Source organism: uncultured Sphingomonas sp., from assembly GCF_934560975.1.
Lineage (GTDB): Bacteria > Pseudomonadota > Alphaproteobacteria > Sphingomonadales > Sphingomonadaceae > Sphingomonas_I.
Genome location: NZ_CAKTFO010000019.1, coordinates 1 through 26,509, shown reverse-complemented (window position 1 = coordinate 26,509; position 26,509 = coordinate 1). Strand labels below are relative to the sequence as shown.

Genomic DNA, 26,509 nt, shown 5'->3' with positions numbered 1-26,509 from the left:
CGTGACATGGCGAGCGTGCCCGGGAGCGTCGAGCAAGGCCGCCATGTCTATCGCTTCGGCGGCGGCGTAGCGGACGGCGGCGCGGGGGACACCGACCTGCTCGGCGGCAAGGGCGCGAACCTGGCCGAAATGGCCGCGATCGGCCTGCCGGTGCCACCCGGCTTCACCATCTCCACGGCGATGTGCGCCCTCTACCATGCGGATTGTGGAGCGTTTCCGGACACGCTGCGGGAGGAAGTGGCCGGCGGCATCGCCCATATTGCGGGCATAACCGGCAAAGGTTTTGGCGACGCGGCCGATCCGCTGCTGGTGTCGGTCCGCTCCGGTGCGCGCGCGTCGATGCCCGGCATGATGGACACGGTCCTCAACCTCGGTCTCAACGACGACACGGTGGAGGGGCTGGCGCGCGTGTCCGGCGACGAACGTTTCGCCTGGGACAGCTACCGCCGCTTCATCCAGATGTATGCCGACGTGGTGCTGGACCTGGATCATGGCGCGTTCGAGGATGCGCTGGAGATCGCCAAGGAGGATCACGGCGTTGCGCTCGACACCGATCTCGACGCGGAAGACCTGCGCGAACTGGTCGGCACCTATAAACGGCTGGTGCGCGAGCAATGGGGACGGGACTTTCCCCAAGACGTGCTCGACCAATTCTGGGGCGCGATCGGCGCCGTGTTCGCATCGTGGCAGTCAGACCGCGCCAAAGTCTATCGCCGGCTGCACGATATTCCCGGTACCTGGGGCACGGCGGTCAACGTGCAGGCGATGGTGTTCGGCAACATGGGCGAAACCTCGGCCACCGGCGTCGCGTTCACCCGCGATCCGTCCACCGGCGAGCGCGCTTATTATGGCGAATATCTGATCAACGCGCAGGGTGAGGACGTGGTCGCCGGCATCCGCACCCCGCAATATCTGACCCATGCCGCGCGGGAGAAAGCGGGCGCCAGGCCGCTGTCGATGGAAGAGGCGCTGCCGGACACCTACGCCGAACTCGCGCGCGTGTTCGACCTCTTGGAAACGCATTACCGCGACATGCAGGACATCGAGTTCACCGTGCAGCAGGGCACGTTGTGGATGCTGCAGACCCGCGCCGGCAAGCGCACCGCCAATGCCGCGCTGAAGATCGCGGTTGACATGGCGAATGAGGGCCTGATCAGCCGGGACGAAGCGGTCGCGCGGGTCGATCCCGCCGCGCTCGACCAATTGCTCCATCCGACGCTTGATGCTGACGCCCCCCGGACGGTGATTGCAAAGGGGCTGCCGGCATCCCCCGGTGCGGCATCCGGCAAGGTGGCGTTCGATGCCGACACCGCCGAACGCCGGGCTGCGGGGGGAGAGGCGGTGATTCTGGTGCGGGTGGAAACCTCCCCAGAGGATATTCACGGCATGCATGCGGCGCGGGGCATCCTGACCGCGCGCGGCGGCATGACCAGCCATGCCGCCGTGGTGGCGCGTGGGATGGGGCGGCCTTGCGTATCGGGGGCGGGCAGCCTTGCGATCGACGCCAAGGCGGGCGTGTTGCGCGTATCGGGCGCGGAGGTGCGGGACGGCGACGTGCTCACCATCGACGGCGCCACGGGCGAAGTGATGCTGGGCGAGGTCGCGACGGTGCAGCCCGAACTGGCGGGCGATTTCGGCACGCTGATGGCGTGGGCGGACGATGTTCGTCGCCTGAAGGTGCGTACCAATGCCGAAACGCCGCTCGACTGCCGCACCGCGCGTGGCTTCGGCGCGGACGGTATCGGCCTCTGCCGGACGGAGCATATGTTCTTCGACGCGGGCCGGATCACGGCCGTTCGCCAGATGATCCTGGCCGACGATGCGGCCGGTCGCCAGGTCGCGCTCGACCGGCTGTTGCCCGAGCAACGCGGGGATTTTGCGACCATTTTCGAGATCATGGCCGGCCTGCCGGTGACGATCCGCCTGCTCGATCCGCCGCTGCACGAATTCCTCCCGCGCGAGGATGCAGAGTTTCAGGAGGTGGCGCAGGCGACCGGCGTATCGGTCGATCAGCTCAAGCGGCGCGCGGCCGAGTTGCACGAGTTCAACCCAATGCTGGGCCATCGCGGGTGCCGGCTGGGCATCACCTATCCCGAAATCTACGAGATGCAGGCGCGCGCAATCTTCGAGGCAGCGTGCGACGTGGCGCGGGACACCGGCGCGGCTCCGATCCCGGAGGTGATGGTGCCGCTGGTCGCGACCCGCGCGGAGTTCGATATCATCAGGGCATTGATCGATCGGGTCGCAGCGGCGGTGATGGTAGAGAAGAGTCAGCGGCTGGATTATCTGGTCGGCACCATGATCGAACTGCCGCGTGCCGCCATCAAGGCGGGCCAGATCGCGGAAGGAGAAGGCGGCGCGGGGTTCTTCTCCTTCGGCACCAACGATCTGACCCAGACGACGTTGGGGGTCAGCCGCGACGATGCCGGGCGCTTCATCGGTGCCTATGTCGATCAGGGCATCTATCCCAAGGATCCGTTCGTCAGCCTGGACGTGGAGGGCGTGGGCGAACTGATCCGGATGGCGGCGGAGCAGGGCAAAGCGGTGCGACCCGACCTGAAGCTCGGTATCTGCGGGGAACATGGCGGCGATCCCGCCTCCATCGCCTTTTGCGAGCAAGCCGGGCTCGATTACGTCTCCGCCTCGCCCTATCGCGTGCCGATCGCGCGGCTGGCGGCGGCGCAGGCGGCGTTGAAAGCGGTAAGGCAGGCATGATGCGCTTCTCCTTGCAGCCCGGCATGAGCGGGCGTTGCGCATGAGCGCGCCCGACCTGCTGCTACTCGGCGGTGCCTCGCCGCAGCTGGAGGCGGAACTGGAGCGGCGCTTCACCGTCCACCGCACGGTGGACAAGGCAGGGGCACGCATCCGCGCCATCGTTGGCGGCGGCAGCAGCATCGTGGATGCGGGCCTGCTCGCCCGGCTGGCGGCGTTGGAGATCGTGGCGATCCACGGGGTCGGGCACGACGGCGTGGACCTGGCGGCGCTGCGGGCGCGAGGCATAACGCTCACCCTGACGCCCGACGTGCTGACCGACGACGTGGCCGATCTGGCTATCGCCCTGATGCTGGCCGTGTCGCGGCGGCTGGTCGCCAACGATCGGGCGGTCAGGGCCGGCGGGTGGCGCGTGCCGCTTGCGCGCCGCTTGAGCGGGCGGCGGATCGGGCTGTACGGCATGGGCGCGATCGGCTAGGCCATCGCCACCCGCGCCGCGCCCTTCGCGTCCGAACTGCTCTATACCAGCCGTACGGCCAAGCCCGATCTGCCATGGCGCTACGTGCCGGATCTGGCGACGCTTGCGACGGAAACCGACGTGCTGGTGGTGATCGTGCCCGCTACCGCCGCGACGATCGGCGCGGTCGACGCCGCCATTCTCGATCGGCTAGGACCGGAGGGAACCCTGATCAACGTGGCGCGTGGCGCGATCGTCGACGAAGCGGCGCTGGTCCGTGCCTTGCAGGACGGCCGCATCGCCGGCGCGGGCCTGGATGTGTTCGCCGAGGAGCCCGCTGTTCCGGAGGCGCTTCGCACGATGGATCAGGTGGTGCTGTCCCCGCATCAGGGCAGCGCCACGGTGGAGACGCGGGGCGAGATGGCGGCGTTGGTGCTGGCCAATCTGGACGCTCACTTCGGCGGGCGCCCCCCGCCGACGCCACTGCGCTAGGGGAGATCGGGCCGGGCAAGTTCCAGCAGGGCGCGACGGCGCGGCAGCGCCTCCGGCATTTCATCGCGGATGAAGGCCAGCATCGCTTCGCGCACCGCGCAGCGCAGGTCGAACGCCTGGGAAGCATCCTTGGCGGTCATCAGCCCGCGCAGCTCCATCGCGCCGTCCGGCTTGGTATCGGTCACCTGCAGGTTGAAGAAGCGACGGTCCCACAACGGGTCGCTCCGCACGACCTCCTCTAGTTTCGCGCGCAGTCGGGGCACGTCGGCGGTCGCATCGACATACCAGAAGACGCTGCCCATGATCTGGCTGGTTTCGCGTGTCCAGTTCTGGAAACTTTCCTCCAGGAACTTGGACACGGGAACCACCAATCGGCGCTCGTCCCAGATCTTGACGACCACAAAGGTCAGCCGGATCTCCTCGATGCGGCCCCACTCGCCATTGATGATGACCACGTCGTCGATCCGGATCGGTTCGGTGAACGCCATCTGGATGCCCGCGATCAGGTTCTTGAGCGCCGGTTGCGCCGCGGCACCCACCGCCAGACCGGCCAGGCCGGCCGAAGCGATCAGCGTCACGCCCAGCGAACGGACGCTGGGAATGCTCATCAGCATCATGCAGAAGGTAACCAGCATGACCACGAACAGCAGGATCCGGTAGAGGATCGACGCGCGCGTGCGACGGCGGCGAGCCTTGAGGTTGTCCTCGACCGTGATGTCCGTCCCGGCATGCACGATCATGTTCGCCGCACCGAGCAGGGCGACGCACAGCCAGCCGAACAGGGCGGGCATCAACAGCCCGAACAGGCGCAGCCACAGCCGGTCGCCGGACGGCGACAGGGGCAAGGCCGGCTGCACCGCCGATAACGCAAAGGCGATCAGCAGCCAGCGCGTCGGCTTGCGCAGGTGCAGCAGCAGCACGTCGTCCACCTGCGTCCTGGTCCGCTTCACCGCGCGGCGCCCGATAAAGAAGGCGACCCAATGCACGACCAGGGCAATGCCGATCGCAATCGCGAGCGACAGCAAGGCTTGCAGCCACGTCAGGGCGTTGGCAGGCCAGGCGATGGTCAACCGTCGCTCCTTTCAGGCGTGCGCTTGCGTGAAGTGAATTGCGGACGATCAGTCAGGTCACGGGTACGGCAGGACGCGCAATGCTGCCGCGCGTCCCATCGTGGTGGCGGCCGGCCATGAGCAGCCGCCAGGGGCATGTCAGCCGAAGCGGGCGCGATGTTCGTCCTGACGGCCGGCATCCAGCAACGCCGCCTGCTCGCGCCATTGCTCCTGCTCGATATAGCCGTCATCCGCGCCGAGCTTGTGCTCCAGCGAGGCTTCCTGCGCAGGGGTCAGCGCGACGAGGTCGCTATAGCGATAGATCCCTTCCGCATTCAGCCGCCGCTCGCCGCTGCGCCCGATCCCGCGGATGCGGGTCAAATCGTCGTGGGTCAGGTCGAGCGTGTCGGGCGTGCTCGTCGCCGTCCCCGCCAGGGGCGCCCCCGCTGCGGCCGGCGCGACGCGGCCGCGTTCCAGCTCGGCAATGCGGGCATTGGCGGCGGACAGGGCCACCTCATGCTCGCGCTGTTCCTCCGCGCGGGCGTCGCGCTCGCTCTCATACAGGCGCCGCCACTTCTTTCCCGAGCGCGAGATCAGGCCGAGCAGCCAACCTAGCAGCAGCACCAAGAACAGGATGGCCCATTCGGTCGTGGTGAAGGCCGGCATTCAATCGCTCTCCCAACGGTACGTCACGGCGTAACGATGTGCGCTTGGCTAAGGTTGCGGTCAACCTCCCGGAATGCCTCCTCAGCTCTTCAGCATATTATCGCTGAGCGAGCAGGCGGCCGGACCCAGGATGACGATGAACAGCACGGGCAGGATAAACAGGATCAGCGGCACCGTCATGATGGCGGGCAGGCGGGCGGCCTTTTCCTCCGCCTTCATCATGCGTTCGTGACGGAATTCCGCCGCCAGCACCCGCAGCGCGCTGGCCAGCGGGGTGCCGTATTTCTCCGTCTGGATCATGGTGGTGACCACGCTGCGTACCGAATCCAGGCCGACGCGCGCGGCCAGATTCTCGAACGCGATGCGACGGTCCGTCAGGAAACCCAGTTCGATCGCGGTCAGCGTCATTTCGTCGCCAAGCTCCGGAAAACCCTTGCCCAATTCGCGCGCGACGCGGGCAAAGGCGGCATCCACCGTCAGGCCGGCTTCGGCGCAGATCACCAGCAGGTCCAGCGCGTCGGGCAGGCCCTTGCGGATCGCGGCGGTGCGCTTGGTGATCTTGTTCTGCACATACAGGTCGGCCGCCTTGTAGCTCAGCACCAGGGTGGTGGCGGTCAGTCCGTATTTCATCAGCCCGCCCCAGGTCGGGAACCAGTCGAGCAGGTAGACGCCGACGACGCAGGTGCCGCCGATCACGATCGGCATGGCCAGCCGCGCGAAGATCACCGCGACCGCCGCATCCTTGGAGCGGATGCCGGCCTGAGCCAGCTTGATCTGCGCATCCTTCAGCTGCTGATCCTGCAGCACCTTGAAGCTGGCGAGAAAGGTCCGCATCCGGTCCGTCGCCTTGTTCGACTGGGTCAGCCGGGCGCGCTTGCGGGTGGAGGCGGTGATGCCGGCCTTGAGCTGTTCGCGGCGCTCGTTCAACGCCTTGACCCGCTTGGCCATGGGATCGCGCACGGTGGTGGCGGCATAGACGGCGACCAGCAGCGCGAACACGGCGGCGGCCGACATCATGGTCGCCACGTCGGTCAGGCTTAGTCCGAGAAAGTTGGAGTGCATCGCATCAAATCTCGAAATTGATCATCTTGGCCATGATGAACACACCGATAGCCATCCAGATACCGCCGCCGGCAGCGGCGAACATCAGGCGCGTATCCGTGAAGAATCCGGTCATATACGACGGGTTGGCGAACCAGACCAACAGGAAGACCACGAACGGCAGGGCGCCGATGATATAGGCGGACGCCTTGGACTCCGACGACATGGCGTTGATCTTCAGCTTCATCTGCAACCGCTTGCGCAAAACGTCGGCCAGGTTGCCCAGCGTTTCCGCCAGGTTGCCGCCGGTTTCGCGCTGGATCGCCAGCGTGATCACGAAGAACTGGAATTCCGGCATGTTCAGCCGCTCGGCCGTTTCCCCCAACGCCGCCTCCATCGTGCGCCCGATCCGCATCCGGTCGGTGATGGCGCGGAATTCGGCCCCAACCGGCCCCGGCACTTCCGCGCCCACCACCGACAGCGTTTCCGTGATCGGCAGGCCGGAGCGGAGACCGCGCACCAGCAACTCGATCGCGTCGGGGAATCGGGTCAGGAACTGCCTGGTCCGCTTCTTGACCAGGTAGCCGACCACCAGATGCGGTCCGCCGATGCCGATCATCAGGCCCAGGAAGAAGGTCAGCATCAGCGGCATGCCGCGCATGCCCAGCAGCACCCACGTCAGCAGGGTCATGCCCGCGCATGCCATGGCATAGCCGCCAAGCGACCAGCTCTTGCCGGTGGCGCGCAGCCGCCGCCGCAGCAGTTCCGGCTTGGGGATCAGGTTCTGGAACGTGCTGTCGAGCTTGGTGGTGCGCAACGCGGCAATGCGGCGCAGCTGCACCTCCGTCACGCTGCCGGCGCCGCTATGGCGACCGCGCACCGCTTCCAGCCGCCTTTTCTGGGTGCGCCCGGCCGGCTGGCTGCCAGCCAGGGTCGCGCCCCCTATCAGGGCCATTCCCAGGGCGAGAAGGATTGCGATCAGCACGATTGAACCCTTACTTGGCCCGCTTGGGGGCCAGTTTGCCCCTGAGGTCGCCCAGCCGGCCGAGCAGGCTGTTGCCCTTCTTGGTCATGTTTTCCGCGCCCAGCACCAGCGTCTGCAGCCGGTCCAGGCCCTGGCCGATCTTGGCCGTCTTGGCGATTTCGACCAGGGGCTTGCCAACCTTGGCGGCCTGCGCCGTCAGCTTCGCGTCATAGGGAAGCACCACGTCGATCTTGTGTTCGATCGACGCCTCGAACTCCTTCAGCGCGACCTCTTCCTGGCCAACTGCGGGGACTTTGTTGGCGACCAGCAGGATGCGGGTGGTGGGCGCATTGGCCTTCAGCCACGACAGGATGCGGATCGTGTCGCGGGTGGCGGCAAGCGTCAGTTCGGTGACGATCACCGCGATGCCCACGTCCTGCAACAAGGAGGGATGCTGCACCAGCATATGGCGCGGCAGGTCCAGCACGGTGCAGTTCAGCGCGCCGCGCAATTCGTCCTGCAGCTGGAAAAAGGCCGCGCCGTCGCCGTTCAGCGGCTGGCTGATCGGTGCCTCCGCCGACAGCACGCCCAGCTTGCCATTGGCCTGCACCAGCGCGCGTTCCAGGAACAGGCCGTCGATGCGGCTGGGATTTTCGATGGCGTCGGTCAGGCCCCGGCCCGGTTCCAGGTCCAGCGCCAGCGCGCCGGTGCCGAAATGGACGTCCAGGTCGAGGAGCGCGGTGGAGCGCCCCTGCTCCGACATCAGCCACGCCAGCGACACGGCGACGGTGGAGCCGCCGCAGCCGCCGCGCACGCCGATCACGGCGGTCATCAGGTGCGGCTCGTCGCTGGAAGCATCGGCCGCGCGCCCGCCGGAATGGGTCGCCTGCGCCTGGAGGATGGAGTCGTGCAACTGCTGCTGGGTGAACGGCTTCAGCAGGTAATCCGCCAGCCCGTTCGCGATCAGCTCGCGGTAGAAGCGCACATCGTTGATGGCCCCGCAGGCGATCACGGTCGTGCCGGGCTCGCACACCTCGGCCAGCGCGTTGATCTCCTCCATCGGGTCGGCGGAGATGCTGAGGTCGACCAGCAACACGCTGGGGCTCGGCGATACCGCCAGCGACTGGACCGCATAATGGACGCCGCCATTGTGGATCCGCTCCAGCGGCCAGCCGAAGGACAGGGCCGTGGCGCGGACGACATCCTCGCTGTCCAGATCGGACATGAACGCGCTGAAGGGATCGCGCACATGGCCGCGATGATGAAAGGGCGCGTTCACTGGCCGCCTCCGCTTGCTTCCTTGGTGGATACCCTTTCCACGCCCTTGCTGCCGGTGGGGGCGACGTCGCGCCAGGCCTTGATCGCGCGGGTGGCCGTCTCCGCATCCGTGCCGGCATAAGCGCGGCCGTGGAGCAGGTCGGCGGGGTTGGCGATCATCGCCGCCAGGTTGCTGCTGGTGGCGCAGCCATAATTGGAGTCGGTCATGGCAGCGGAGTCGCGCCCGGCGGCATGCCAGTCGGGACAGCCGGGAACATAGGCCCGATCACCCTCGACCACCGGCTGATGGACATTGTTCACGCCCCGATCGGCGGGTGCGGCCATCACGCCGCCCAGCGGCACGACCAGAGCGAGCAGGGCAAAGCGTGGGTACAGCATGGCCAACGTCCTCATCTTACTTCCCTTCCGCTGCTGCGGTGGCGCCTGCCGCGACGGGTTTGGGCGATTGTGCGCCGCTCGTGCCGTTGAAGCTCTTGCCGAGCAGCCACCGTTCGGCATCGGTCGGCGCCTTGAAGCCGTCGGTCGGTAGCTTGATCTCCGATGCGTCGACCGGCTTCACCAAATACGGGGTCACCACGATCACCAACTCGGTCTGCTGGCGGCGGAAGCTGTTGGACCGGAACAGCGCGCCGATGATGGGCAGGCTGCCGATGCCGGGCACCTTGTCGGTGGAATTGTTGATGTTGTTGTTGAGCAGGCCGCCGATCATGAAGGCCTGGCCGGAACCCAATTCCACCGTCGTCTCTGCCCGGCGGGTGGTAAGGCCGGGGATGCTGAAACCGTTCAGCGTCACCGTACCGGCCGTGGTCAGCTGCGACACTTCGGGACGGACTCGCAACGAGATGCGGCCGTCGCGCATCACGGTGGGCGTGAAGGACAGGCTGACGCCATATTGCTTGAACTCGACCGACACTTGACCCAGCCCTTGCGCGATCGGGATCGGGATTTCGCCGCCCGCCAGGAAGCTGGCGGTCTCGCCCGACAAAGCGGTCAGGTTCGGTTCGGCCAGCGTCGTGACCAAACCGTCCGTCTCCGCCAGGTCGATGGCGGAGGCGAGGTCCATGCCCAGGAACTTGCCCGCAAGGCCCAGTGACGTCCTGCCCGCGCCCTGCCCGAGCTTGTCGAGATTGTAGCTGGTTCCGGGGCGTAGCGGATTCACAAACTGGCCCGTGAAGGGATTGTAGGGGACGCTGACCGTCCCGCCGTTCGGACCGGGGATCTGGGCGGTCGGCAGTTTCGAGATGTCGAGGTCGCCGATCGATCCGAAGGAACGGCCCTGCGCGACGCCGAACAGGAAACCGCCGCTCTGATCGCGGCTCATCAGGTTCACGCCGACCGCCTTGACCAGGTCACGGCTGACCTCCGCAATTTTGACGCGCAGGTTGACCTGCATCGGCGTTGCCGCGTGCAGGCGGTTGATCACGGGGGCGCCGGCGGTGAAGGTTTCCACCAGGCGCTGCGCCTCGTCGATGTCCTTGGGCCCCAGCACCGTCCCGGTCAGCAGCACCATGTTGCCGACCGGCATCGCGGTGATGTCCGCTTCGGGCATGGCGGCCTTCAGCATGGCGCCGACCGTGGTGATGTTATTGCCCACGCGCACATTGCTGGACCAGATCACCGCGCCGGTGCGGTCGGTGGCGTAGATGGTGGTTTCGCCGGCCGCCTTGCCGAACAGATAGAGCGCGGTCGATCCCTTCACCTGCACGTCGGCGATCTTGTCGTCCGCCACGAACAGGTTGGTCATGGGACGCGCCAGGCGGACCAACTGGCCCTGGCCCATCGACATGGTGATGATCCGGGCCGGGATCTCCGCGCGGTTGCCGGCCGGCGCCTCGACCGCGTCCGGCTTGGCGTCGGCGGTGGCGGCGCGCACCGGGTTCGGGATGGCCAGCGTCGCGGTGGCGACGGCGGCGATGATGATCGACAGGCCGCCGTGGCGGACCAGAGAGGGGATACGCATACGCATCAATTCCTTGCCACGGGCACTTCGGTGAGCGCGTTGCCGCGGGCGATGGTGACGATCGGACCGCGCGGGGCGGCGGAAACCAGGGAAGACGACGGTGTGGAGGGCACCGGGGCCATCGGCATGCTCATGCCGGCGGGGTTGGCCGCCGCGGCGGGGATGTTGTTCCGCTGAAAGCGCGACACGTCGCCGCCGGTGGTCGCGGTGGTGGCGGTATCCTGCGGATGCGAGGCGATCTCCACCAGCATCTGCTTCTCGCTACGGGCATCGGCGGGGGCGTTCAGATCACCCGACGCGATCAGCCGCTCCAGCTCCATCTTGTCGTCCGCGATCGAGCGCAGCGAGAGGGAGAGGGTGCCGATGGTCTGGGCGACCGCGATCTTCTCGGCCAGTTTGGGCGTCGCCTCCAGCGTGACGTTGGAGAAGGCCGTGACCACGGTCTTGCCGTCCGCGTCGGTGGTCTTGTCCGTCTTCTGGTCGGTGGCGAGGACGCGCATGTTGCGCACGATCGTCTCGCTGGTCTTCAGCGGCGATCCGTCGCCGCCGCCGGCAACGGTCTGCGTCAGGATGATGTCGACATGGTCGCCGGGAAACACGAACCCCGCCACGCCGGCCTGCGCCGTTACGGAGATCGACACGGCACGCATGCCCGGCGCCAAAGCGGCGGCCAGGAAGCCGCGATCGCCCGGCTTGATCACCGTGCCCTGCGTGATCGGCTGCCCCGCCGTGATCGCGTAACGGACCACCGTGCCGATCAGCTGCTGCTGGTCCGGCTGCCGGCCGCGGATGAAATAGGCTTGGTCGACCAGGTCCTTGGGCCAGGGCTGGTAGCGAAAGGCATCCGGTCCGATGATGGTGCCGACCGGCAGCGTGTGGGTGGCGACCAGCACGTCGGGTCCGGCGGGTTCGGCCGGCATGATCGCGGCGGCGGCGGGCTGGCCCGAGCCTCCGAACATGCTGCGCGCGGCGAGCGCGCAAACGACGGCGAGCAACAGGGCCCCCATCATCAACATCAACTTCCGGACATCCATCAATGCAAGCCTTCCCACCCAGACCTTTTCGGGTCGGTCAGGCTATGCCGCTGGGATAGTTAAGATATGGTTGGTTATGATCGGCAAGGCGGCCACGACGATGGCCACGCCGTAGGGGATTTCAGGCCGATTCGGAGCGTTCCGAACCTTGTAGGCGACGACCATGCCGATCGTCAGCACGCCGCCCGCCATCGCCATCCACACCAGCATGGACAGGAGCGCGCCCAGCGGCAGCCACAAGGCGAGCGCGACCAGCAACTTCACGTCGCCGCCGCCCATCATGCCCAACGCAAAGCAGCCGCCGAACACGAGCAGCACGACGCAGGCCGCTCCGATCTGGAGGAGCATGTCGGGACCGCCCAGCCCCATCAACAGCCACCACGGCACGGCCAGTCCCGCGATCACGAGGTTGAGGCGGTTGGAGATGATTCGGCTGCGAATGTCGGTCACCGCCGCCGTCAGCAGCAGCACGGCCAGCACGCACAACAATCCGATGGTCGCAATATGCATGCGTCGGCCACTAGACGTTACCGCTTGCTAAACCGTAACCGGGCCGGCGTGAGCGTCATCCGAACGGACATTGCCATCATCGGCGCGGGCATGGCGGGGGCGAGCCTTGCCGCCATGATCGGCGACCGCGCGCGAATCGTCCTGATCGAGCGGGAGGCGCAGCCCGGCTATCATTCCACCGGCCGCTCCGCCGCCTTCTGGCAGGAAAGCTATGGCGGGCCACAGGTTCAGCCGCTGACCACCGCTTCCGGCCCGCTGCTGAAGGCCGAAGGCGTGCTGCATCCGCGCGGCACGATCCATGTCGCCGACGCGGATGGCGAGCGCGCGCTGGAGTCGCTGGCGGCGGAACTCGCCGGCGGTGGGATCGACTTCACCGTCCTCGATCGGGCCGCGCTGGAGGCGGCGGTGCCCGGCATCCGCCCGGCATTTCGCCGGGGCATCGGCGAGCCAAGCTGCCGCGACATCGACGTCGCCATGCTGCACGCGCGCTTTCTGGCGCGAGCCCGCGCGGCCGGCACCACCCTGCTGGTGGATGCGCCGCTGGATGGGGTGGAGCGGGTCGGCGGCGGCTGGCGCCTGGCGACTCGCGCGGGCGAGGTGCGCGCTGACGTGGTGGTGAATGCGGCCGGTGCCTGGGCGTCCGCCGTGGCGGCGATGGCGGGCGCCATGCCGACGCTCGTGCAGCCGTTTCGTCGCACCATCGTCCAGCTTGCCGTGGATCCGCCGACCGTGCCCGATCTGCCGCTGGTCATGGATGCGCGCGGTCGCTTCTACTTCAAGCCGGAGGCGGGCGGGCGGCTGTGGCTATCCCCGCACGACGAAACTCCGGTCGATCCGCATGACGTCGCGCCGGAGGAGCTGGATGTCGCGGTCGCGATCGACCGGCTGGAGCAGGCGGTGGAGTGGCGGGTGGTGAAGCGGGAGCGGGCCTGGGCCGGCTTGCGCAGCTTCGCGCCTGACCGTGCGCCGATTTACGGCTTCGATCCCCACGCGCCCGGTTTCTTCTGGTGCGCGGGGCAGGGCGGGTTCGGCATCCAAACCGCGCCCGCAGGTGCGATGCTGGCAGCCGCGCTGCTGCTGCGCCAGCCGCCGCCGGAGCCGGTCTCCGCCATCGACGCGGCGCGTTACGCGCCCGATCGCGTCTACCGCGCCGGGTAGCGCAGGCGACCGAGGAAGCGCATCACGTTGAAATGCCGCTCCGGATCGGGGCGAAGCTGGGCCTTCACCTTCTCGAACGTCATCACGTCGCCGATCCGGCGATCCAGGAAAGCGCGGGTATCGGCATGGTCCTCGCTCTCATCGTCCAGAAAGGCGAGCAGGGTGCTGCCATACACCCCCGCCAGGGTCAGCCGCTTGCTGTAATGGGTAAAACCGGTCGCGCGGTCGCCCGCCAGTCGCCACATGGCGTCGGCCGCACGCCATGCCAGCCGCGTGCCGGCCGCAATATTCTGCGGCTGCGCCAGGATCGCCAGCGCGCGGCGCAATGCCTCGCGATAGGGGGCGACCGCCGTGATGCGGGCCCACACCAAGGCCGTGATCCGGGCGCGGATCCGCATCGCCGCCAGAGACGGCTGCGGCAGGGCCGCCTCCATCTGCCGGTCCACCGCCGCGAACCAGGCATCGATCATCTGAACCGCCCCATCGGGAAAACACAAGGCCGCCCGCTCGGCCGGCACGCCCAGCGACCGCGCGGCGGCGGCGAGCGCGGCATCGCTCCAGCCGTCAAACGCCGCCTCGGCGGGCAGGCGCTCGGCCAAAGCGTCGCGCAGTTCGTCCAGCGTCATGTCGAGCGGCAAGGTCATGGCTCCAAGGATAGTGGCTTCTCCTTCGGCGGCAAGCGGCGTGCGCCGCGCACCAGCAGCACGGCGGCCGCCACCGCCACGGCGCCGACCATGTCGAACGGCGTCAGCGCCTCGCCATAAACGACCCAGCCGATGGTCGCGGCGACGATCGGTTGGAGCAGCAGCATCAGGCCCACCATCACCGGCGCCGCCCGGCTGACCGCATACATGATCAGGCCCTGGCCCACGATCTGGCTGCCCAGCGTCATCAGGATCAGCGCGGTCCAGTCGCGCGGCCAGACCGACTCGCCCATCGCCAGCGCCGTGACCAGCAAAGCCGGGCTGCCTGCCGCCGCGGCGCAGGCCAGGGTCGAGACCGGACCAAGGCCGGCGCGCGCCCGGTCGGCCGCGATCAGATAGGCCGTGTAGCATATCCCCGCCGCAACACAGAGCAGGTCGCCCACGAGGTTGCGTGCCGACAGCTCATAGGAACGGCCGAGCAGCAGCATCGCGCCCAGCGCCGCCAGCGACAAGGCCAGTCCCTGCCGGCGTGTGGGCAGCATTCGCGCCGCAATGAAGCCGTAGAGCGGAAACAGGATCGCCGTGATGTTGCCGAGCAGGGTCGCGTTGGCGAGACGGGTGTGGAGGATGCCGGCATGCCACATGCCCAGGTCGGCGGCGAAGAACAGCCCCGACAACAACGCCGTACCCAGCATTCCCCATGGCGGGACGGCGCTGTTTCGCCGTTCGGTACGGGTGGCGAGCAGCAGGATCGGCAGGGCCAATGTCAGCCGCCAGAAACCCGAGCTGACCGGCCCCACGCCGCCGTCCGCCTGCGCCAGGCGAACCAGCCAGGGTCCGCAGGCAAGGGCCACGTTGGCGAGGAACAAAGCGCCGAGGACAAGGCCGGGTCGATCGCCGCTGCGTGTCGTGTCCATCCTTGCCCCTCCCGTGCCGCTGCCCTGCGCGCGCCTGTTCAGGCCGACGCCATCGGCGGGCAATCCCGCGGGCAAAAAAAAGGGCCGGCGAACCGGCCCTGAAAGTTTAGGAGAGGATGCCTGAAAGGCAGGGGCTTTGTGGCTCCTTTGATGCGCCGCCGCAAGCCTTTTGTGCAGTGCGTCAAAAATAAACTTATTTATTCGCTTTGACCCCGCGAAACTGACCCAGGCCCTGGTCCGTGCCGCACAGCCGGTCCCACAGGCGGAAGTAGAGGCCGTAATTGCAGCGATAATGGGTGTGGTGCCGCTGATGGTGGCTGGCGGTGATCAGCCACCGCCCGGCCGGGCCGTGCACCATCCAGCGCGGAAACAGCTCCCACCCCATGTGATTCGTGACGCCCATCACCGTCATGACCGTCAGCACCACGCCCAGCATGGCGATGTGGATCGGCACCACGAAGACCAAAGCGGGAACCACAATCGCGCCGGTCAGCGCCTCCCACGGGTGGAAGCTCATCGCCGCCCAAGCGGTGGGCGGGCGGCTGGCATGGTGGACGGCGTGCATCCGCTTGAACAGCCGTGGATCGTGCATCGCGCGATGGGTCCAGTAGAACCAGGCGTCGTGGATCAACAGATAAGCAAGCACCGACAGCGGCATCCACCACAGCGGATAAGCATCGGCATCGCCATAGATGCGCGTCCAGCCATGATCGTGCCAGCCCCATGCCACCACCCCGGCGGGCAGGCCGTAAATGGCGGCGGAGGCGAGGCTCCAGCCGATCTCGCGCGCGATCTGGCGCGACTGGCCGGCATACAGGCCGGGCTGCTTCACCCGCGTCGCCCAGGCGAAGCCGGCGCTGGCGACCAGGTAGCGGACGGCGACGATGGCCGTCATCGTCAGCGCGGCCAGAAGGGCGGAAAGGACCATCAGCGCGCTATAGGCGCATGGCGGGTTGCTGGGTAGAAGGCACGGGATGGCGGACGAGATCGATGTGGATGTGCTGATCGGCGGCGGCGGTCTGGCGGGCGGGCTGCTGGCGCTGGCGTTGGCGGAGCGCCGGCCGGACCTGGCGATTGTGCTGGTCGAGCCCGGCGCGCGCATCGGCGGCAATCACATCTGGTCGTTCTTCGACAGCGACGTGGCGCCCGACATGCGCTGGCTGGTGGAGCCGCTGGTGAGCTGTCGCTGGATGGGCAATGATGTCCGCTTCCAGGGCCATGCACGCACTTTGTCGGGCGGGTATAATTCGATCGAGTCGGAACAGCTGGACGCCGCCGTCCGGGCCTTGGTCGCGCCCGAGGCGATCATTCGCGCCGCGGTAACCGCACTGGATGGCGCGGGCGCGGTGCTGGCCAACGGACGGCGCATCCGCGCCCGCGCGGTGATCGACGCGCGCGGCGCGGCGGGGAGCCTGTCGCCGCTGCGACTCGGCTGGCAGAAGTTCGTCGGGCGGATGCTCCGCCTGCGCGATCCGCATGGCCTCAGCCGTCCTGTCATCATGGACGCTGCGGTGGACCAGACGGATGGCTATCGATTCGTCTATGTGCTGCCGTTCGACGACCGGCGCGTGTTCGTGGAGGACACCTATTACACCACTACGCCCGATCTGGACGTGGACGATCTCAGAACCCGGATCGACGGCTATGCCGCGCGGCGCGGCTGGGTGGTGGAAACGGTCGAGCGGGAGGAGGCGGCCGCGCTGCCGATCGCGATGGGCGGGCGGTTCGACGCCTTCTGGCCCACGACCGATCCCGTGCCCCGCATCGGCATGGCGGCGGGGCTGTTCCACCCCATGACCGGCTATTCGCTGCCCGATGCGGTGCGCACGGCGAAACTGGTGTGCGGCCTGCCCGACCTGTCCACGCCGATCCTGGCCAAGGCGTTGCGCGACGATGCGGTGGGTGCCTGGCGCCAGCGCGGCTTCTACCGCCTGTTGACCCGCATGTTGTTCCTGGCCGCCGAGCCGCCCGAGCGCCACCGGCTGCTGGAACGTTTCTACCGGCTGGACGAAGGGCTGATCGCCCGCTTCTATGCGGGGCGTTCGTCGACCCTGGACAAAGCGCGCGTGCTGGTCGGCAAACCGCCCGTGCCCTTGCGTCGCGCGCTTGTCGCGGCCACAGCGAAAGCATGACGACAGGGAACAGGACGGCGGCGGTAATCGGCGCCGGCTTTGGCGGATTGGCGCTGGCGATCCGGCTGCAATCGGCCGGGATCGCGACCACGGTGATCGAGGCGCGCGACAAGCCGGGCGGGCGTGCCTATGCGTGGCAGCGCGACGGCTTCACCTTCGATGCCGGGCCCACCGTCATCACCGATCCGTCCTGCCTGGAAGAATTGTGGGCCCTGTCCGGTCAGTCGATGGACCGCGACGTGCGGCTGCTGCCCGTCAGCCCCTTCTACCGGCTCAACTGGCCGGACGGGACCAACTTCGACTATTCCAATGACGAACAGCATCTGCGCGACGAGATTGCGCGCCTGAACCCGCCCGACGTGGCGGGTTATGCCAGGTTCCTGGACTATGCCGCCGGTGTCTATCGCGAAGGGTATGAGAAACTGGGCCATGTCGCCTTTCTCGACTTCGCCTCCATGATCCGGGCCGCGCCGGCGCTCGCCAAATATCAGGCGTGGCGGTCGGTATATTCGGTCGTGTCGTCCTACGTGCAGGACGAAAGGCTGCGTCAGGCGCTGAGCTTCCACACCCTGTTGGTCGGCGGCAACCCGATGAGCACCAGCGCCATCTACGCCTTGATCCACAAGCTGGAGAAAGCGGGCGGCGTGTGGTTCGCCAAGGGCGGCACCAACGCGCTGGTGCGCGGCATGGTGGCCCTGTTCGAGCGGCTGGGCGGCACGGTCCGCCTGAACGATCCGGTGGCGGAGATCGGCACGGTCGGGGATCGCGCCAGCCATGTCCGCACCGCCAGCGGGTGGCGCCAGGATTTCGACATGGTGGCGTCCAACGGCGACGTGGTCCACACCTATCGCGACCTGCTGGGCGGCAGCGAGCGCGGGCGCAAGGCCGCGCGCGCGATGGAGCGCAAGCGTTTCTCGCCATCCTTGTTCGTGGTCCATTTCGGGGTGCGCGGCACCTGGCCCGGCATTCCGCACCACATGATCCTGTTCGGCCCGCGTTATGGCCCGTTGCTGAAGGATATCTACGATCGCGGGATCGTGGCGGGCGACTTCTCGCTCTACCTGCACCATCCGACCATCAGCGATCCGTCGCTCGCGCCGGAGGGATGCTCGACCTTCTACGCGCTGGCGCCGGTGCCCCATCTCGGCAAGGCGCCGCTCGACTGGGAGGCGATGCAGGAGGAGTATGCCGACCGCATCCTCGACGAGATCGAGCGGCGGCTGATGCCCGGCCTCCGCCAGCGGCTGGTCACGCGCTTCCACTACACGCCGCTCGATTTCCGGCGCGACCTGAACGCGCATCTCGGCTCTGCCTTCAGCTTGGAGCCGATCCTGACCCAATCGGCCTGGTTCCGGACGCACAATCGCGACGACGTGATCGGCAACCTCTATTTCGTCGGGGCCGGCACGCATCCGGGCGCCGGCATCCCCGGCGTGGTGGGATCGGCCAAGGCCACCGCCAAGCTCATGTTGGAGGATCAGTGAAGCGTCTCGCGGTTTATTGCGGATCGGCGTCTCCTGCCGACACCCGCTTCATCGACAATGCCCGCGCGGTCGGCGCCACCCTGGCCGGACGCGGCATCGGCGTGGTCTATGGCGGCGGACGCCTTGGCCTGATGGGGGCGGTGGCGGACGGCGCGCTGGCGGCGGGCGGCGCGGTGATCGGGATCATCCCCAAGGCGCTGGTCGATCTGGAAGTGACGCATCGCGGCCTGACCGAATTGCACGTCGTGGACACGATGCACCAGCGCAAGCAGGCGTTCACCGATCTGTCCGACGGGTTCGTCACCTTGCCTGGCGGCACCGGCACGATGGACGAATTGTGGGAGGCGATGAGCTGGGCGCAGATCGGCTACCATGCCAAGCCGGTCGGCCTGCTGAACGTCGCCGGCTTCTATGACGGCCTGCTGCAGTTCGTGGAGACGATGGCCGAAACCGGCTTTCTGCGGCCGCAGCATCGCGGGCTGCTGATCACCGCCGACGATCTCGACACGTTGTTGGCGCGGATGGCGGAGTATCAGCCGGGCCGGCCGATCACGCGCATGTCGGCGGACGAACTCTGACCCTGGATCGCGCTGCCCTGGTGGTCCATGCGCGCAACTCGATCGCGCGCGGGTCCAAATCCTTCGCCATGGCATCCAAGCTGTTCGATCCGGCGACGCGCGAGCGGGCGTGGCTGCTCTACGCCTGGTGCCGCGCCTGCGACGATCTGGCCGACGGGCAGGACATGGGCCACGGCATGACGATCGTGCGCAATCCGCAGGAGCGGCTCACCCAGATACGCGAACGCACCACCATGGCGCTGGCAGGGCGGCAGACGGGCGATCCGGCATTCGACGGCTTCGGACTGGTGGCACGGGAATGCGGCATTTCGCCGGCACTGACCAACGACCTGATCGAGGGGTTTGCGCTGGACGCGGCGGACTGGCGACCGCGTACCGAGGGCGACCTTTACCGCTACTGCTATCATGTCGCCGGTGTCGTCGGCGTGATGATGGCGCTGGTGATGGGGGTTCCGGCCGAGGATGACGCCACGCTCGACCGCGCGGCCGACCTGGGACTCGCCTTTCAGCTTGCCAATGTCGCGCGCGACATTTGCGAGGATGACACGGTCGGGCGCTGTTACCTGCCGGTCGAGTGGCTGGTGGAGATGGATATGCCACCGGGCGAGCATATGCGCCCCTTCTATCGCAAGCGGCTGGCGGTGCTGGCGCGGCGGCTGGCGACCCGGGCGGCCGACTATGAGGCGAGCGCGCGGGTAGGGGCTGCGGCCTTGCCGTTCCGATCGGCCTGGGCAGTGCTGGCAGCGGCGGGCATCTATGGCGACATTGCGCGAACGGTGGCCGCGCGTGGCGAGCGCGCCTGGGATCGCCGCGTTGTCACCACGCGGGCTGAAAAGCTCGGCTGGGTCGCGCGCGCGTTCGGCCAGGCGGTAGCGAGCCGCCGCGCCGGCACCGTCAAGCCGCGCCCTTCCGACCTGTGGAAACGCCCGGGCAATAGTTTGTAACTGGCTCCGGCGCTTCGTCCGCGAGCAGGACGGGCGGATGATCGCGCGCCGCCTACTTCCGTGTCTTGCCCTGTTCGCCGCCGGGTCTTTGCCGGCCGAAACTGTCCATGACGAACAGACATGGGTGAACGCCACCGTCATGGGCACGCTGCCCGACAGCCGCATCGCCTATTTCGTGGAGGTACAGCCGCGTTACTCGCTGGGCCATGGCCGGCTTGAGCAACTGCTGCTGCGGCCGGCGATCGGCGTGGAGCTGGCCAAGGGGCTGACCGTCTATGGCGGCTATGCGCATGTGGTCCTGCCGATCGAGAATGGTCGCGACCGCAACGAGGAGCGTCTGTTCGGGCAGGTCAGCTGGACCATCGGCGGCATCGGGGCGGGATCGCTGTCGTCCCGCACCCGGCTGGAGCATCGCAACCTCTCCGACGGCGACGATACCGGCTGGCGCCTGCGTGAGATGCTGCGCTACGTCCACCCGCTCGGCGATCCCGATCGCGCGCGTTTCCTGGTCTATGGCGAGGGCTTCCTGGCGCTGAACGATACCGATTGGGGCGCCAGGGGCGGGTTCGACCAGCTGCGCAGCTTTGTCGGAACGGAGGTGCCGATCGGCGGCAAGAGCACGTTGGAACTCGGCTACCTGAACCAGGCGAGCAACAACACGGGCAATCGCCTGCGCATGAACCACATCGCATCGATCACCATCTTCGTACGGCGCTGACTTGCGCCTGCGACTCGGGTGCTCAGTCCGGCTTGGCGGCGCGCACCCCGGCCCGGCCGCGGCGGGCGAGTTCGGACTTCAGCGCCTCCGGCTTGGGCGCGAACAGGAAGCCGAAGCTGACCGTGCCCTGCTTGGTTTCCACCACATGGTGCAGGCGGTGCGCCTGCATGATCCGCTTCATGTAGCGCGAGCGCGCGACATAGCGCCCGGGCAGCCGCTGATGCACGATCCAGTCGTGGAAGATGAAGTAGATCGCGCCGTAAGCGGAGATGCCCGCCCCAATCCATATGCAGCCCCACCACCAGCCGCGCTGCAAACCCCCGAACAGCAGCATGAACGACGGCACGGCAAAGATCGCGGCATACAGGTCGTTCCACTCCCAATGGCCGCTGCGTGGGCGATGGTGGCTCTTGTGCAGGAACCAGCCGGGTCCGTGCATGATCCAGCGGTGGGCGGCATAGGCGAACGCCTCCATGCCGATCACGGTTGCCAGAAACAGGATAATGCCGAGCGCGGTTTGCATGGGATCGGCCTATACGTGGGTTCCCTTGGGCTGGCGACTATGCTTTAGGCGCGGCATATCCCTTTCCCGATCGCAAGGACGGTTCTACCCCATGAACATCCACGAATATCAGGCCAAGGAGCTGCTGGCTAAGTTCGGCGTCGCAGTGCCGCTGGGCTATGCCGCGATGACCGTCGATGAAGCGGCGCATGCTGCAGGCAAGCTCCCCGGGCCGCTCTACGTCGTCAAGGCGCAGATCCATGCCGGCGGTCGCGGCAAGGGCAAGTTCAAGGAATTGTCGGCCGAGGCCAAGGGCGGCGTCCGCCTGTCCAAGAGCCTGGACGAGGTTCGCGCCAATGCGCAGGACATGCTGGGCAACACGCTGGTGACGATCCAGACGGGCGAGGCCGGCAAGCAGGTCAACCGTCTCTACGTCACCGACGGCGCCGACATCGCCAAGGAATATTACCTGTCGATGCTGGTGGATCGCGCCACCGGCCGCATCGCCATGGTCGTGTCCACCGAGGGCGGCATGGATATCGAGGAAGTCGCCCATTCGACGCCCGAGAAGATCCGCACGATCACCATCGACCCGGCCGAGGGCTTCCAGCCGCATCACGGCCGCGCTGTTGCCTTCGCGCTGAAGCTGACGGGCGACCTCAACAAGCAGGCGGTCAAGCTGGCGGGTCAGCTCTACAACGCCTTTGTCGGCACCGACATGTCGATGCTGGAGGTCAATCCGCTGGTCGAGACGACCGACGGCAAGCTGCTGGTGCTGGACGCCAAGGTCAGCTTCGACTCGAACAGCCTCTACCGTCATGCCGACGTGCTGGCGCTGCGCGACGAGACCGAAGAGGATCCGGCCGAGGTCGAGGCGTCCAAGTACGACCTCGCCTACATCAAGCTGGACGGCAATATCGGCTGCATGGTGAACGGCGCTGGCCTGGCCATGGCGACGATGGACATCATCAAGCTGAACGGTGCCTTCCCGGCCAACTTCCTCGACGTCGGCGGCGGTGCCTCCAAGGAGAAGGTGACGGCGGCGTTCAAGCTGATCCTGTCCGATCCGGCGGTGGAAGGCATCCTGGTCAACATCTTCGGCGGCATCATGAAGTGCGACATCATTGCCGAGGGTGTCGTCGCCGCTGCCAAGGAAGTGAACCTGCAGGTTCCGCTGGTTGTCCGCCTGGAAGGCACCAATGTCGAGCAGGGCAAGCAGATCCTGGCCGGCTCCGGCCTGCCGATCGTGGCCGCCGACGACCTTGGCGACGCCGCCAAGAAGATCGTTGCCCAGGTGAAGAAGGCCGCCTGACACAAGGCAAGGCGGCTCGCCCGCCTTGTTGATTACCGGAAAGCCCCATGCCGTGCAGGCGTGGGGCTTTTTTCATGAATCCGCCGGGTGGCGAGCGGGGCTGCCGGCGCCCTGGCCCTTGGCTTTGCGTTCCGGGCCGTCGCCTTGCCATGCGCGCGAGCGTGGCGGTACACTGCGGCCCGGACCATTCCGTATCGAGTTGATCAATGTCGCTGAACCAATATTTCTGGACCAACCGGGGTGAGCCGATCAACAAATGGCTTCAATATCTCCCAATCTACGAGCGGTATTTCTCCCGCTTTCGTGATCGGCGGATCATGTTCTTGGAAATCGGGACCGGTCAGGGCGGATCGTCCCAGATGTGGAAACATTATTTCGGGCCTGCCGCGCAGATCGTCAGCGTGGACATTCGCGAGGAATGCCGCAAGTTCGGGGACGAGCAGGTGGCGATCAGGATCGGCGACCAATCGGACCCGGCATTTCTGGGCGCGATCGTGGACGAGTTCGGCTATCCCGACATCGTGCTTGACGATGGCAGCCATATCGCGGCGCACGTGAACGCGACCTTCGATTTTCTCTACCCGCGCATGCCGCGCGAAGCACTCTACATGGTGGAGGATACGCACACCAGCTACTGGCCGGCATGGGGCGGCGGGCTGGGCGAGCCGACCACCTTTATCGAGCGGATGAAGGGGATCGTGGACGAACTGCATGCCGGCAACCCGTACAACAAGGCCCAGATCGGGCAGGATCTGCCTTGCTCGGAAATCGGGCGGCTGACCCGCGCGGTGCATTTCTATGACAGCATGGTGGTGGTGGAAAAGGGCGCCTTTATCGCCAAGCAGAGCCGCTCCATCCCGCTCGTCCCCGGCCAGACGATCTGGTGACCGGGCGGTAGGGTAGGCTGACGGGCTTGTCCCCGTCTGAAGGAACAGGCGAAGGCGCGTCACTTTCTGGCCCGCCAGCCGTTGGTGCATCAGGGCCGCGCGGCGACCCTGCGGGATCTTGCGGCCGCCGTCCCCGCCCTCGACTTTGCGCCTCGGGAGGGGCTAGGGACGGGCACGTGCCGGATTACGGACAGAGGATGCGATGAAGATACTCGTGCCTGTGAAGCGGGTGATCGATTATAATGTGAAGCCGCGGGTCAAGACGGACGGCTCGGGCGTCGATCTTGCCAACGTCAAGATGTCGATGAACCCCTTTGACGAGATTGCGGTCGAGGAAGCCATCCGCCTCAAGGAAAAGGGCGCCGCGACCGAGATCGTCGCCGTGTCGGTGGGGCCGCAAAAGGCGCAGGACACGCTGCGCACCGCGCTCGCCATGGGGGCCGACCGCGCGATCCTGATCCAGACCGACCAGGAGGTCGAGCCGCTCGCCGTCGCCAAGCTGTTGAAGGCGGTGATGGACGAGGAGCAGCCGGCGTTGGTTCTGCTCGGCAAGCAGGCGATCGATGACGATTGCAACCAGACCGGCCAGATGCTGGCGGCGCTCAGCGGCCGGCCGCAGGGCACCTTCGCCTCCAAGGTCGAACTGGCCGGCGATCATGTGGAGGTCACGCGTGAAGTCGACGGCGGGCTGGAGACGATCAGCCTGGCCCTGCCGGCGATCGTCACAGCCGACCTGCGCCTCAACGAACCGCGTTACGCCTCCCTGCCCAACATCATGAAGGCGAAGAGCAAGCCGATGGCGAGCAAGACGCCCGCCGATTACGGCGTGGACATCGCGCCGCGCCTCCACACGCTCAAGGTCGAGGAGCCGGCCAAGCGCCAGGCCGGCGTGAAGCTCGGCTCGGTCGATGAATTGGTGGACAAGCTCAAGGATTTGGGAGTTGTCGCATGAGCGTTCTCATACTGGTCGAGCATGGCGAGGGCGCGCTCAAGGACGCGACACTCTCCACCATCACCGCAGCGGCCAAGCTGGGCGAGGTCCATGCGCTGGTCGCGGGCGACGGCGATGAGGCGAGGGCGGCCGCCGATGCCGCCGCGAAGGTGGCGGGCGTGGCCAAGGTGCTGCTTGCCAGCGACCCGGCCTATGCGCAGATGCTGGCGGAAAACGTTGCGCCGCTGATCGTCTCCCTGATGGGCGACTATGACGCGTTGCTGTGCAATGCCACGTCCAACGGCAAGAACGTCGCGCCGCGCGTCGCCGCCCTGCTGGACGTGATGCAGGTCTCGGATGTCATGTCGATCGAGGGACCGGACACCTTCACCCGCCCGATCTATGCCGGGAATGCGGTGGCGACGGTGCGATCGTCGGACGCCAAGAAGGTGCTGACGGTGCGCGCGACGGCCTTTCCCAAGGCTGCGGGCGAGGGTGGAAACGCACCGGTCGAGGCGGCGGCGGGCGCCGGCGATGCCGGCCTGTCGCGCTTCGTCGGGTGCGAGAGCGCCAAGTCCGACCGGCCCGAGCTGACCAGCGCCAAGGTGGTGGTGTCGGGCGGGCGTGCGCTCGGCTCGGCCGAGGATTTCCACAAGCTGGTCGATCCTTTGGCAGACAAGCTCCATGCCGCCATCGGCGCCAGCCGCGCGGCGGTGGATGCGGGCTATGCGCCCAACGATTATCAGGTCGGCCAGACGGGCAAGATCGTGGCGCCCGAAATCTATATCGCGGTCGGCATCTCCGGCGCGATCCAGCACCTTGCCGGGATGAAGGATTCCGCCACCATCATCGCCATCAACAAGGATGAGGATGCGCCGATCTTCCAGGTGGCGGACGTTGGCCTGGTCGGTGACCTGTTCACGCTGGTGCCCGAACTGACGGAGAAGCTGTAACGCTGCATCGCACAATTCGTTAAGGTTTTGCTGCCTAGTTGGGTGACCGTGTCGCCCGACCAATTCCGAACCCAGCATCTCGCTGCTCCGGTGCCGTTCAGGGCGCGATTCGTATCAGGCGGGGGCGGGCGTTGGGATTGAGCTTCTTCGCACCCGCCAAGCGGCCCGCGAACGAACGGGATCGGCAACGAGCGGTCGACCAATCGGGTGTGCTGACTGCTCCGCCCGACGCGACCCTCCACTCCATCGTCACGCGCGCTGCCCGGTTGTATGGCGCGCCGATGGCGGCGGTGAGCATCATCGATCGCCATCGCCAATGGTTTGCGGCCCGGATCGGACTGGCCCTGCCGGAGATGTCGCGCGACATCTCCTTCTGCGCCCATGCCATCCTGCAGCCCGGCGAACCGATGGTGATCGCCGACGCGATGCAGGACGACCGCTTTGCCGGCAATCCGCTGGTGCAGGAGCTGCCCTGGGTCCGCTTCTACGTCGGCGCGCCCTTGGGCGGGGCGGGGCACCTTCCGATCGGCACCTTGTGCGTGCTCGACCGGGTGCCGCGACCGGGAGAGGTCCAGACGGCGGGGCTGATCGCGCTGGCACGCCAGGCGAGCGCCGCCATCGAGGAACTGGGTCACGCGGCGTGCACATGACGGCGCGCCGGACGGATTGGTGCTGGTGCCGGGGTCGGGGGAGCGGGTGCCGTGATGGGGGAATGTGCATGGCTGCTGGGCGTGGCAACGCGGGAGGTGATCCTGTTCGCGGCCGCCGGCCTGTTGGTGGGCGGCATCGATGACCTGGTGATCGACCTGATCTGGGGCATGCGCTGGTTGCTGCGTCGGGTCACGATCTACAGCCGCTATCGTCGCGGCACCGTTTCCACCCTGCCGACGCCGGCTGCACCGGGACGCATCGCGATCTTTGTCGCCGCCTGGCATGAATCCACGGTGATCGGGCAGATGGTGCGGGCGGCGCTGAACCGGATCGATCATGGCGATTACCGCATCTATGTCGGCACCTATCCCAACGATCCCGAGACGATCGCGGCGGTTCAGCGGGTGGCGGATCCGCGCGTGCGGCTGGTCGGCGGAACGCTGCCTGGCCCCACCACCAAGGCGGAATGCCTCAACCGCGTTTGGGCCGCGATGCTGTCGGACGAGCAGGAGAGCGGCGTCCCCTACAAGGCGGT

General features: G+C 67.2%; 26 protein-coding genes and 1 pseudogene. 14 read left to right on the top strand and 13 right to left on the bottom strand.

What is annotated here, in order from left to right:
- The first annotated feature begins 6 nt into the window (after window positions 1–6).
- Both ppdK and Q0D93_RS11695 read left to right on the top strand, forming a co-directional pair.
- Window positions 7–2,715, top strand: coding sequence for a pyruvate, phosphate dikinase (gene ppdK / locus Q0D93_RS11700; RefSeq protein ID WP_294394428.1), 2,709 nt, complete (start codon window positions 7–9; stop codon window positions 2,713–2,715).
- A gap of 40 nt (window positions 2,716–2,755) precedes the next feature.
- Window positions 2,756–3,661: pseudogene (locus tag Q0D93_RS11695) on the top strand (2-hydroxyacid dehydrogenase).
- On the opposite strand, the gene Q0D93_RS11690 reads toward Q0D93_RS11695, so the two are convergent.
- From Q0D93_RS11690 to Q0D93_RS11650, 9 genes are all read right to left on the bottom strand, one after another.
- Window positions 3,658–4,731 carry a mechanosensitive ion channel domain-containing protein gene (locus tag Q0D93_RS11690; protein ID WP_294394425.1) on the bottom strand — a complete coding sequence of 358 codons (1,074 nt, stop codon included), beginning with the start codon at window positions 4,729–4,731 and terminating at the stop codon, window positions 3,658–3,660. The pseudogene Q0D93_RS11695 and the gene Q0D93_RS11690 sit on opposite strands and share 4 nt — an antisense overlap.
- Before the next feature lie 138 nt (window positions 4,732–4,869).
- The gene (locus tag Q0D93_RS11685; protein WP_294394423.1) at window positions 4,870–5,376 is read right to left on the bottom strand and encodes a hypothetical protein; all 507 of its coding nucleotides are present in this window, start codon (window positions 5,374–5,376) and stop codon (window positions 4,870–4,872) included.
- 81 nt (window positions 5,377–5,457) lie between these two features.
- The gene (locus Q0D93_RS11680) at window positions 5,458–6,438 is read right to left on the bottom strand and encodes a type II secretion system F family protein (RefSeq protein WP_294394420.1); all 981 of its coding nucleotides are present in this window, start codon (window positions 6,436–6,438) and stop codon (window positions 5,458–5,460) included.
- A gap of 4 nt (window positions 6,439–6,442) precedes the next feature.
- Window positions 6,443–7,372 (bottom strand): type II secretion system F family protein, encoded by a 930-nt coding sequence (locus Q0D93_RS11675; RefSeq protein ID WP_294394488.1) that lies wholly within the window; start codon window positions 7,370–7,372, stop codon window positions 6,443–6,445.
- Between the two features lie 40 nt (window positions 7,373–7,412).
- A complete protein-coding gene (locus Q0D93_RS11670; RefSeq protein ID WP_294394418.1) occupies window positions 7,413–8,660 on the bottom strand; it encodes a pilus assembly protein CpaE in 1,248 nt (415 codons plus the stop codon).
- On the bottom strand, window positions 8,657–9,052 hold the full coding sequence (locus Q0D93_RS11665) for a CpaD family pilus assembly lipoprotein (protein ID WP_294394417.1): 396 nt from the start codon (window positions 9,050–9,052) through the stop codon (window positions 8,657–8,659). Before Q0D93_RS11665 ends, Q0D93_RS11670 begins: the two co-directional genes overlap by 4 nt.
- Before the next feature lies 1 nt (window position 9,053).
- A complete protein-coding gene (locus Q0D93_RS11660; protein ID WP_294394415.1) occupies window positions 9,054–10,619 on the bottom strand; it encodes a type II and III secretion system protein family protein in 1,566 nt (521 codons plus the stop codon).
- Between the two features lie 5 nt (window positions 10,620–10,624).
- Window positions 10,625–11,653, bottom strand: coding sequence for a Flp pilus assembly protein CpaB (cpaB, locus tag Q0D93_RS11655; RefSeq protein WP_294394414.1), 1,029 nt, complete (start codon window positions 11,651–11,653; stop codon window positions 10,625–10,627).
- 42 nt (window positions 11,654–11,695) lie between these two features.
- Window positions 11,696–12,163 (bottom strand): prepilin peptidase, encoded by a 468-nt coding sequence (locus Q0D93_RS11650; protein ID WP_294394411.1) that lies wholly within the window; start codon window positions 12,161–12,163, stop codon window positions 11,696–11,698.
- Between the two features lie 48 nt (window positions 12,164–12,211).
- Between Q0D93_RS11650 and Q0D93_RS11645 the strand changes: the two genes are divergently transcribed.
- Window positions 12,212–13,321: an FAD-dependent oxidoreductase gene (locus Q0D93_RS11645; RefSeq protein ID WP_294394408.1), complete on the top strand. Its 1,110-nt coding sequence runs from the start codon at window positions 12,212–12,214 to the stop codon at window positions 13,319–13,321.
- On the opposite strand, the gene Q0D93_RS11640 is transcribed toward Q0D93_RS11645, so the two are convergent.
- From Q0D93_RS11640 to Q0D93_RS11630, 3 genes are all read right to left on the bottom strand, one after another.
- Window positions 13,306–13,965, bottom strand: a complete 660-nt coding sequence (locus Q0D93_RS11640) for a COQ9 family protein (RefSeq protein WP_294394406.1) — start codon at window positions 13,963–13,965, stop codon at window positions 13,306–13,308. The genes Q0D93_RS11645 and Q0D93_RS11640 overlap by 16 nt on opposite strands.
- Window positions 13,962–14,882, bottom strand: a complete 921-nt coding sequence (locus tag Q0D93_RS11635) for a DMT family transporter (RefSeq protein WP_294394403.1) — start codon at window positions 14,880–14,882, stop codon at window positions 13,962–13,964. Before Q0D93_RS11635 ends, Q0D93_RS11640 begins: the two co-directional genes overlap by 4 nt.
- A gap of 193 nt (window positions 14,883–15,075) precedes the next feature.
- Window positions 15,076–15,810 carry a sterol desaturase family protein gene (locus Q0D93_RS11630; RefSeq protein WP_294394400.1) on the bottom strand — a complete coding sequence of 245 codons (735 nt, stop codon included), beginning with the start codon at window positions 15,808–15,810 and terminating at the stop codon, window positions 15,076–15,078.
- Window positions 15,811–15,856: 46 nt separating this feature from the next.
- Here Q0D93_RS11630 and crtY point away from each other — a divergent pair, with 46 nt between their 5' ends.
- From crtY to Q0D93_RS11605, 5 genes are read left to right on the top strand one after another with little or no spacing between them, the layout of a single operon-like run.
- Window positions 15,857–17,014, top strand: coding sequence for a lycopene beta-cyclase CrtY (gene crtY, locus Q0D93_RS11625; protein ID WP_294394395.1), 1,158 nt, complete (start codon window positions 15,857–15,859; stop codon window positions 17,012–17,014).
- Window positions 17,011–18,498, top strand: coding sequence for a phytoene desaturase (locus tag Q0D93_RS11620; protein ID WP_294394392.1), 1,488 nt, complete (start codon window positions 17,011–17,013; stop codon window positions 18,496–18,498). Before crtY ends, Q0D93_RS11620 begins: the two co-directional genes overlap by 4 nt.
- Window positions 18,495–19,076, top strand: a complete 582-nt coding sequence (locus Q0D93_RS11615; RefSeq protein ID WP_294394389.1) for a TIGR00730 family Rossman fold protein — start codon at window positions 18,495–18,497, stop codon at window positions 19,074–19,076. Before Q0D93_RS11620 ends, Q0D93_RS11615 begins: the two co-directional genes overlap by 4 nt.
- A gap of 20 nt (window positions 19,077–19,096) precedes the next feature.
- Window positions 19,097–20,020 carry a phytoene/squalene synthase family protein gene (locus tag Q0D93_RS11610; RefSeq protein WP_294394387.1) on the top strand — a complete coding sequence of 308 codons (924 nt, stop codon included), beginning with the start codon at window positions 19,097–19,099 and terminating at the stop codon, window positions 20,018–20,020.
- 37 nt (window positions 20,021–20,057) lie between these two features.
- A complete protein-coding gene (locus Q0D93_RS11605; RefSeq protein WP_294394384.1) occupies window positions 20,058–20,738 on the top strand; it encodes a DUF2490 domain-containing protein in 681 nt (226 codons plus the stop codon).
- A 22-nt stretch (window positions 20,739–20,760) separates the two neighbouring features.
- On the opposite strand, the gene Q0D93_RS11600 is transcribed toward Q0D93_RS11605, so the two are convergent.
- Window positions 20,761–21,261 carry a beta-carotene hydroxylase gene (locus Q0D93_RS11600; RefSeq protein ID WP_294394381.1) on the bottom strand — a complete coding sequence of 167 codons (501 nt, stop codon included), beginning with the start codon at window positions 21,259–21,261 and terminating at the stop codon, window positions 20,761–20,763.
- 91 nt (window positions 21,262–21,352) lie between these two features.
- Here Q0D93_RS11600 and sucC point away from each other — a divergent pair, with 91 nt between their 5' ends.
- The 6 genes from sucC to Q0D93_RS11570 all read left to right on the top strand — a co-directional run.
- Complete coding sequence (gene sucC, locus Q0D93_RS11595) at window positions 21,353–22,552, top strand: ADP-forming succinate--CoA ligase subunit beta (RefSeq protein ID WP_294394376.1); 1,200 nt, start codon at window positions 21,353–21,355, stop codon at window positions 22,550–22,552.
- Between the two features lie 206 nt (window positions 22,553–22,758).
- Entirely contained in the window at window positions 22,759–23,439 is a 681-nt protein-coding gene (locus Q0D93_RS11590; RefSeq protein WP_294394371.1) for a hypothetical protein, read from the top strand.
- A 202-nt stretch (window positions 23,440–23,641) separates the two neighbouring features.
- Entirely contained in the window at window positions 23,642–24,391 is a 750-nt protein-coding gene (locus Q0D93_RS11585; protein ID WP_294394370.1) for an electron transfer flavoprotein subunit beta/FixA family protein, read from the top strand.
- Complete coding sequence (locus Q0D93_RS11580) at window positions 24,388–25,323, top strand: FAD-binding protein (protein WP_294394367.1); 936 nt, start codon at window positions 24,388–24,390, stop codon at window positions 25,321–25,323. The genes Q0D93_RS11585 and Q0D93_RS11580 overlap by 4 nt, the downstream gene beginning before the upstream one ends.
- Window positions 25,324–25,460: 137 nt before the next feature.
- Window positions 25,461–25,973: a GAF domain-containing protein gene (locus tag Q0D93_RS11575; protein ID WP_294394365.1), complete on the top strand. Its 513-nt coding sequence runs from the start codon at window positions 25,461–25,463 to the stop codon at window positions 25,971–25,973.
- A gap of 54 nt (window positions 25,974–26,027) precedes the next feature.
- Window positions 26,028–26,509, top strand: a 482-nt coding sequence (locus Q0D93_RS11570; protein WP_294394363.1) for a glycosyltransferase, incomplete at its 3' end; no start/stop codon positions are given.

Excerpts from the sequence above, each read along its gene's own strand:
- ppdK (WP_294394428.1), top strand. The coding sequence starts at position 7 with ATGGCGAGCGTGCCCGGGAGCGTCGAGCAAGGCCGCCATGTCTATCGC.
- Q0D93_RS11685 (WP_294394423.1), bottom strand. The coding sequence starts at position 5,376 with ATGCCGGCCTTCACCACGACCGAATGGGCCATCCTGTTCTTGGTGCTG.
- Q0D93_RS11680 (WP_294394420.1), bottom strand. The coding sequence starts at position 6,438 with ATGCACTCCAACTTTCTCGGACTAAGCCTGACCGACGTGGCGACCATG.
- Q0D93_RS11675 (WP_294394488.1), bottom strand. The coding sequence starts at position 7,372 with ATGGCCCTGATAGGGGGCGCGACCCTGGCTGGCAGCCAGCCGGCCGGG.
- Q0D93_RS11665 (WP_294394417.1), bottom strand. The coding sequence starts at position 9,052 with ATGAGGACGTTGGCCATGCTGTACCCACGCTTTGCCCTGCTCGCTCTG.
- Q0D93_RS11660 (WP_294394415.1), bottom strand. The coding sequence starts at position 10,619 with ATGCGTATCCCCTCTCTGGTCCGCCACGGCGGCCTGTCGATCATCATC.
- cpaB (WP_294394414.1), bottom strand. The coding sequence starts at position 11,653 with ATGGATGTCCGGAAGTTGATGTTGATGATGGGGGCCCTGTTGCTCGCC.
- Q0D93_RS11650 (WP_294394411.1), bottom strand. The coding sequence starts at position 12,163 with ATGCATATTGCGACCATCGGATTGTTGTGCGTGCTGGCCGTGCTGCTG.
- Q0D93_RS11640 (WP_294394406.1), bottom strand. The coding sequence starts at position 13,965 with ATGACCTTGCCGCTCGACATGACGCTGGACGAACTGCGCGACGCTTTG.
- Q0D93_RS11635 (WP_294394403.1), bottom strand. The coding sequence starts at position 14,882 with ATGGACACGACACGCAGCGGCGATCGACCCGGCCTTGTCCTCGGCGCT.
- Q0D93_RS11630 (WP_294394400.1), bottom strand. The coding sequence starts at position 15,810 with ATGGTCCTTTCCGCCCTTCTGGCCGCGCTGACGATGACGGCCATCGTC.
- crtY (WP_294394395.1), top strand. The coding sequence starts at position 15,857 with ATGGCGGACGAGATCGATGTGGATGTGCTGATCGGCGGCGGCGGTCTG.
- Q0D93_RS11620 (WP_294394392.1), top strand. The coding sequence starts at position 17,011 with ATGACGACAGGGAACAGGACGGCGGCGGTAATCGGCGCCGGCTTTGGC.
- Q0D93_RS11605 (WP_294394384.1), top strand. The coding sequence starts at position 20,058 with ATGATCGCGCGCCGCCTACTTCCGTGTCTTGCCCTGTTCGCCGCCGGG.
- Q0D93_RS11600 (WP_294394381.1), bottom strand. The coding sequence starts at position 21,261 with ATGCAAACCGCGCTCGGCATTATCCTGTTTCTGGCAACCGTGATCGGC.
- sucC (WP_294394376.1), top strand. The coding sequence starts at position 21,353 with ATGAACATCCACGAATATCAGGCCAAGGAGCTGCTGGCTAAGTTCGGC.
- Q0D93_RS11590 (WP_294394371.1), top strand. The coding sequence starts at position 22,759 with ATGTCGCTGAACCAATATTTCTGGACCAACCGGGGTGAGCCGATCAAC.
- Q0D93_RS11585 (WP_294394370.1), top strand. The coding sequence starts at position 23,642 with ATGAAGATACTCGTGCCTGTGAAGCGGGTGATCGATTATAATGTGAAG.
- Q0D93_RS11580 (WP_294394367.1), top strand. The coding sequence starts at position 24,388 with ATGAGCGTTCTCATACTGGTCGAGCATGGCGAGGGCGCGCTCAAGGAC.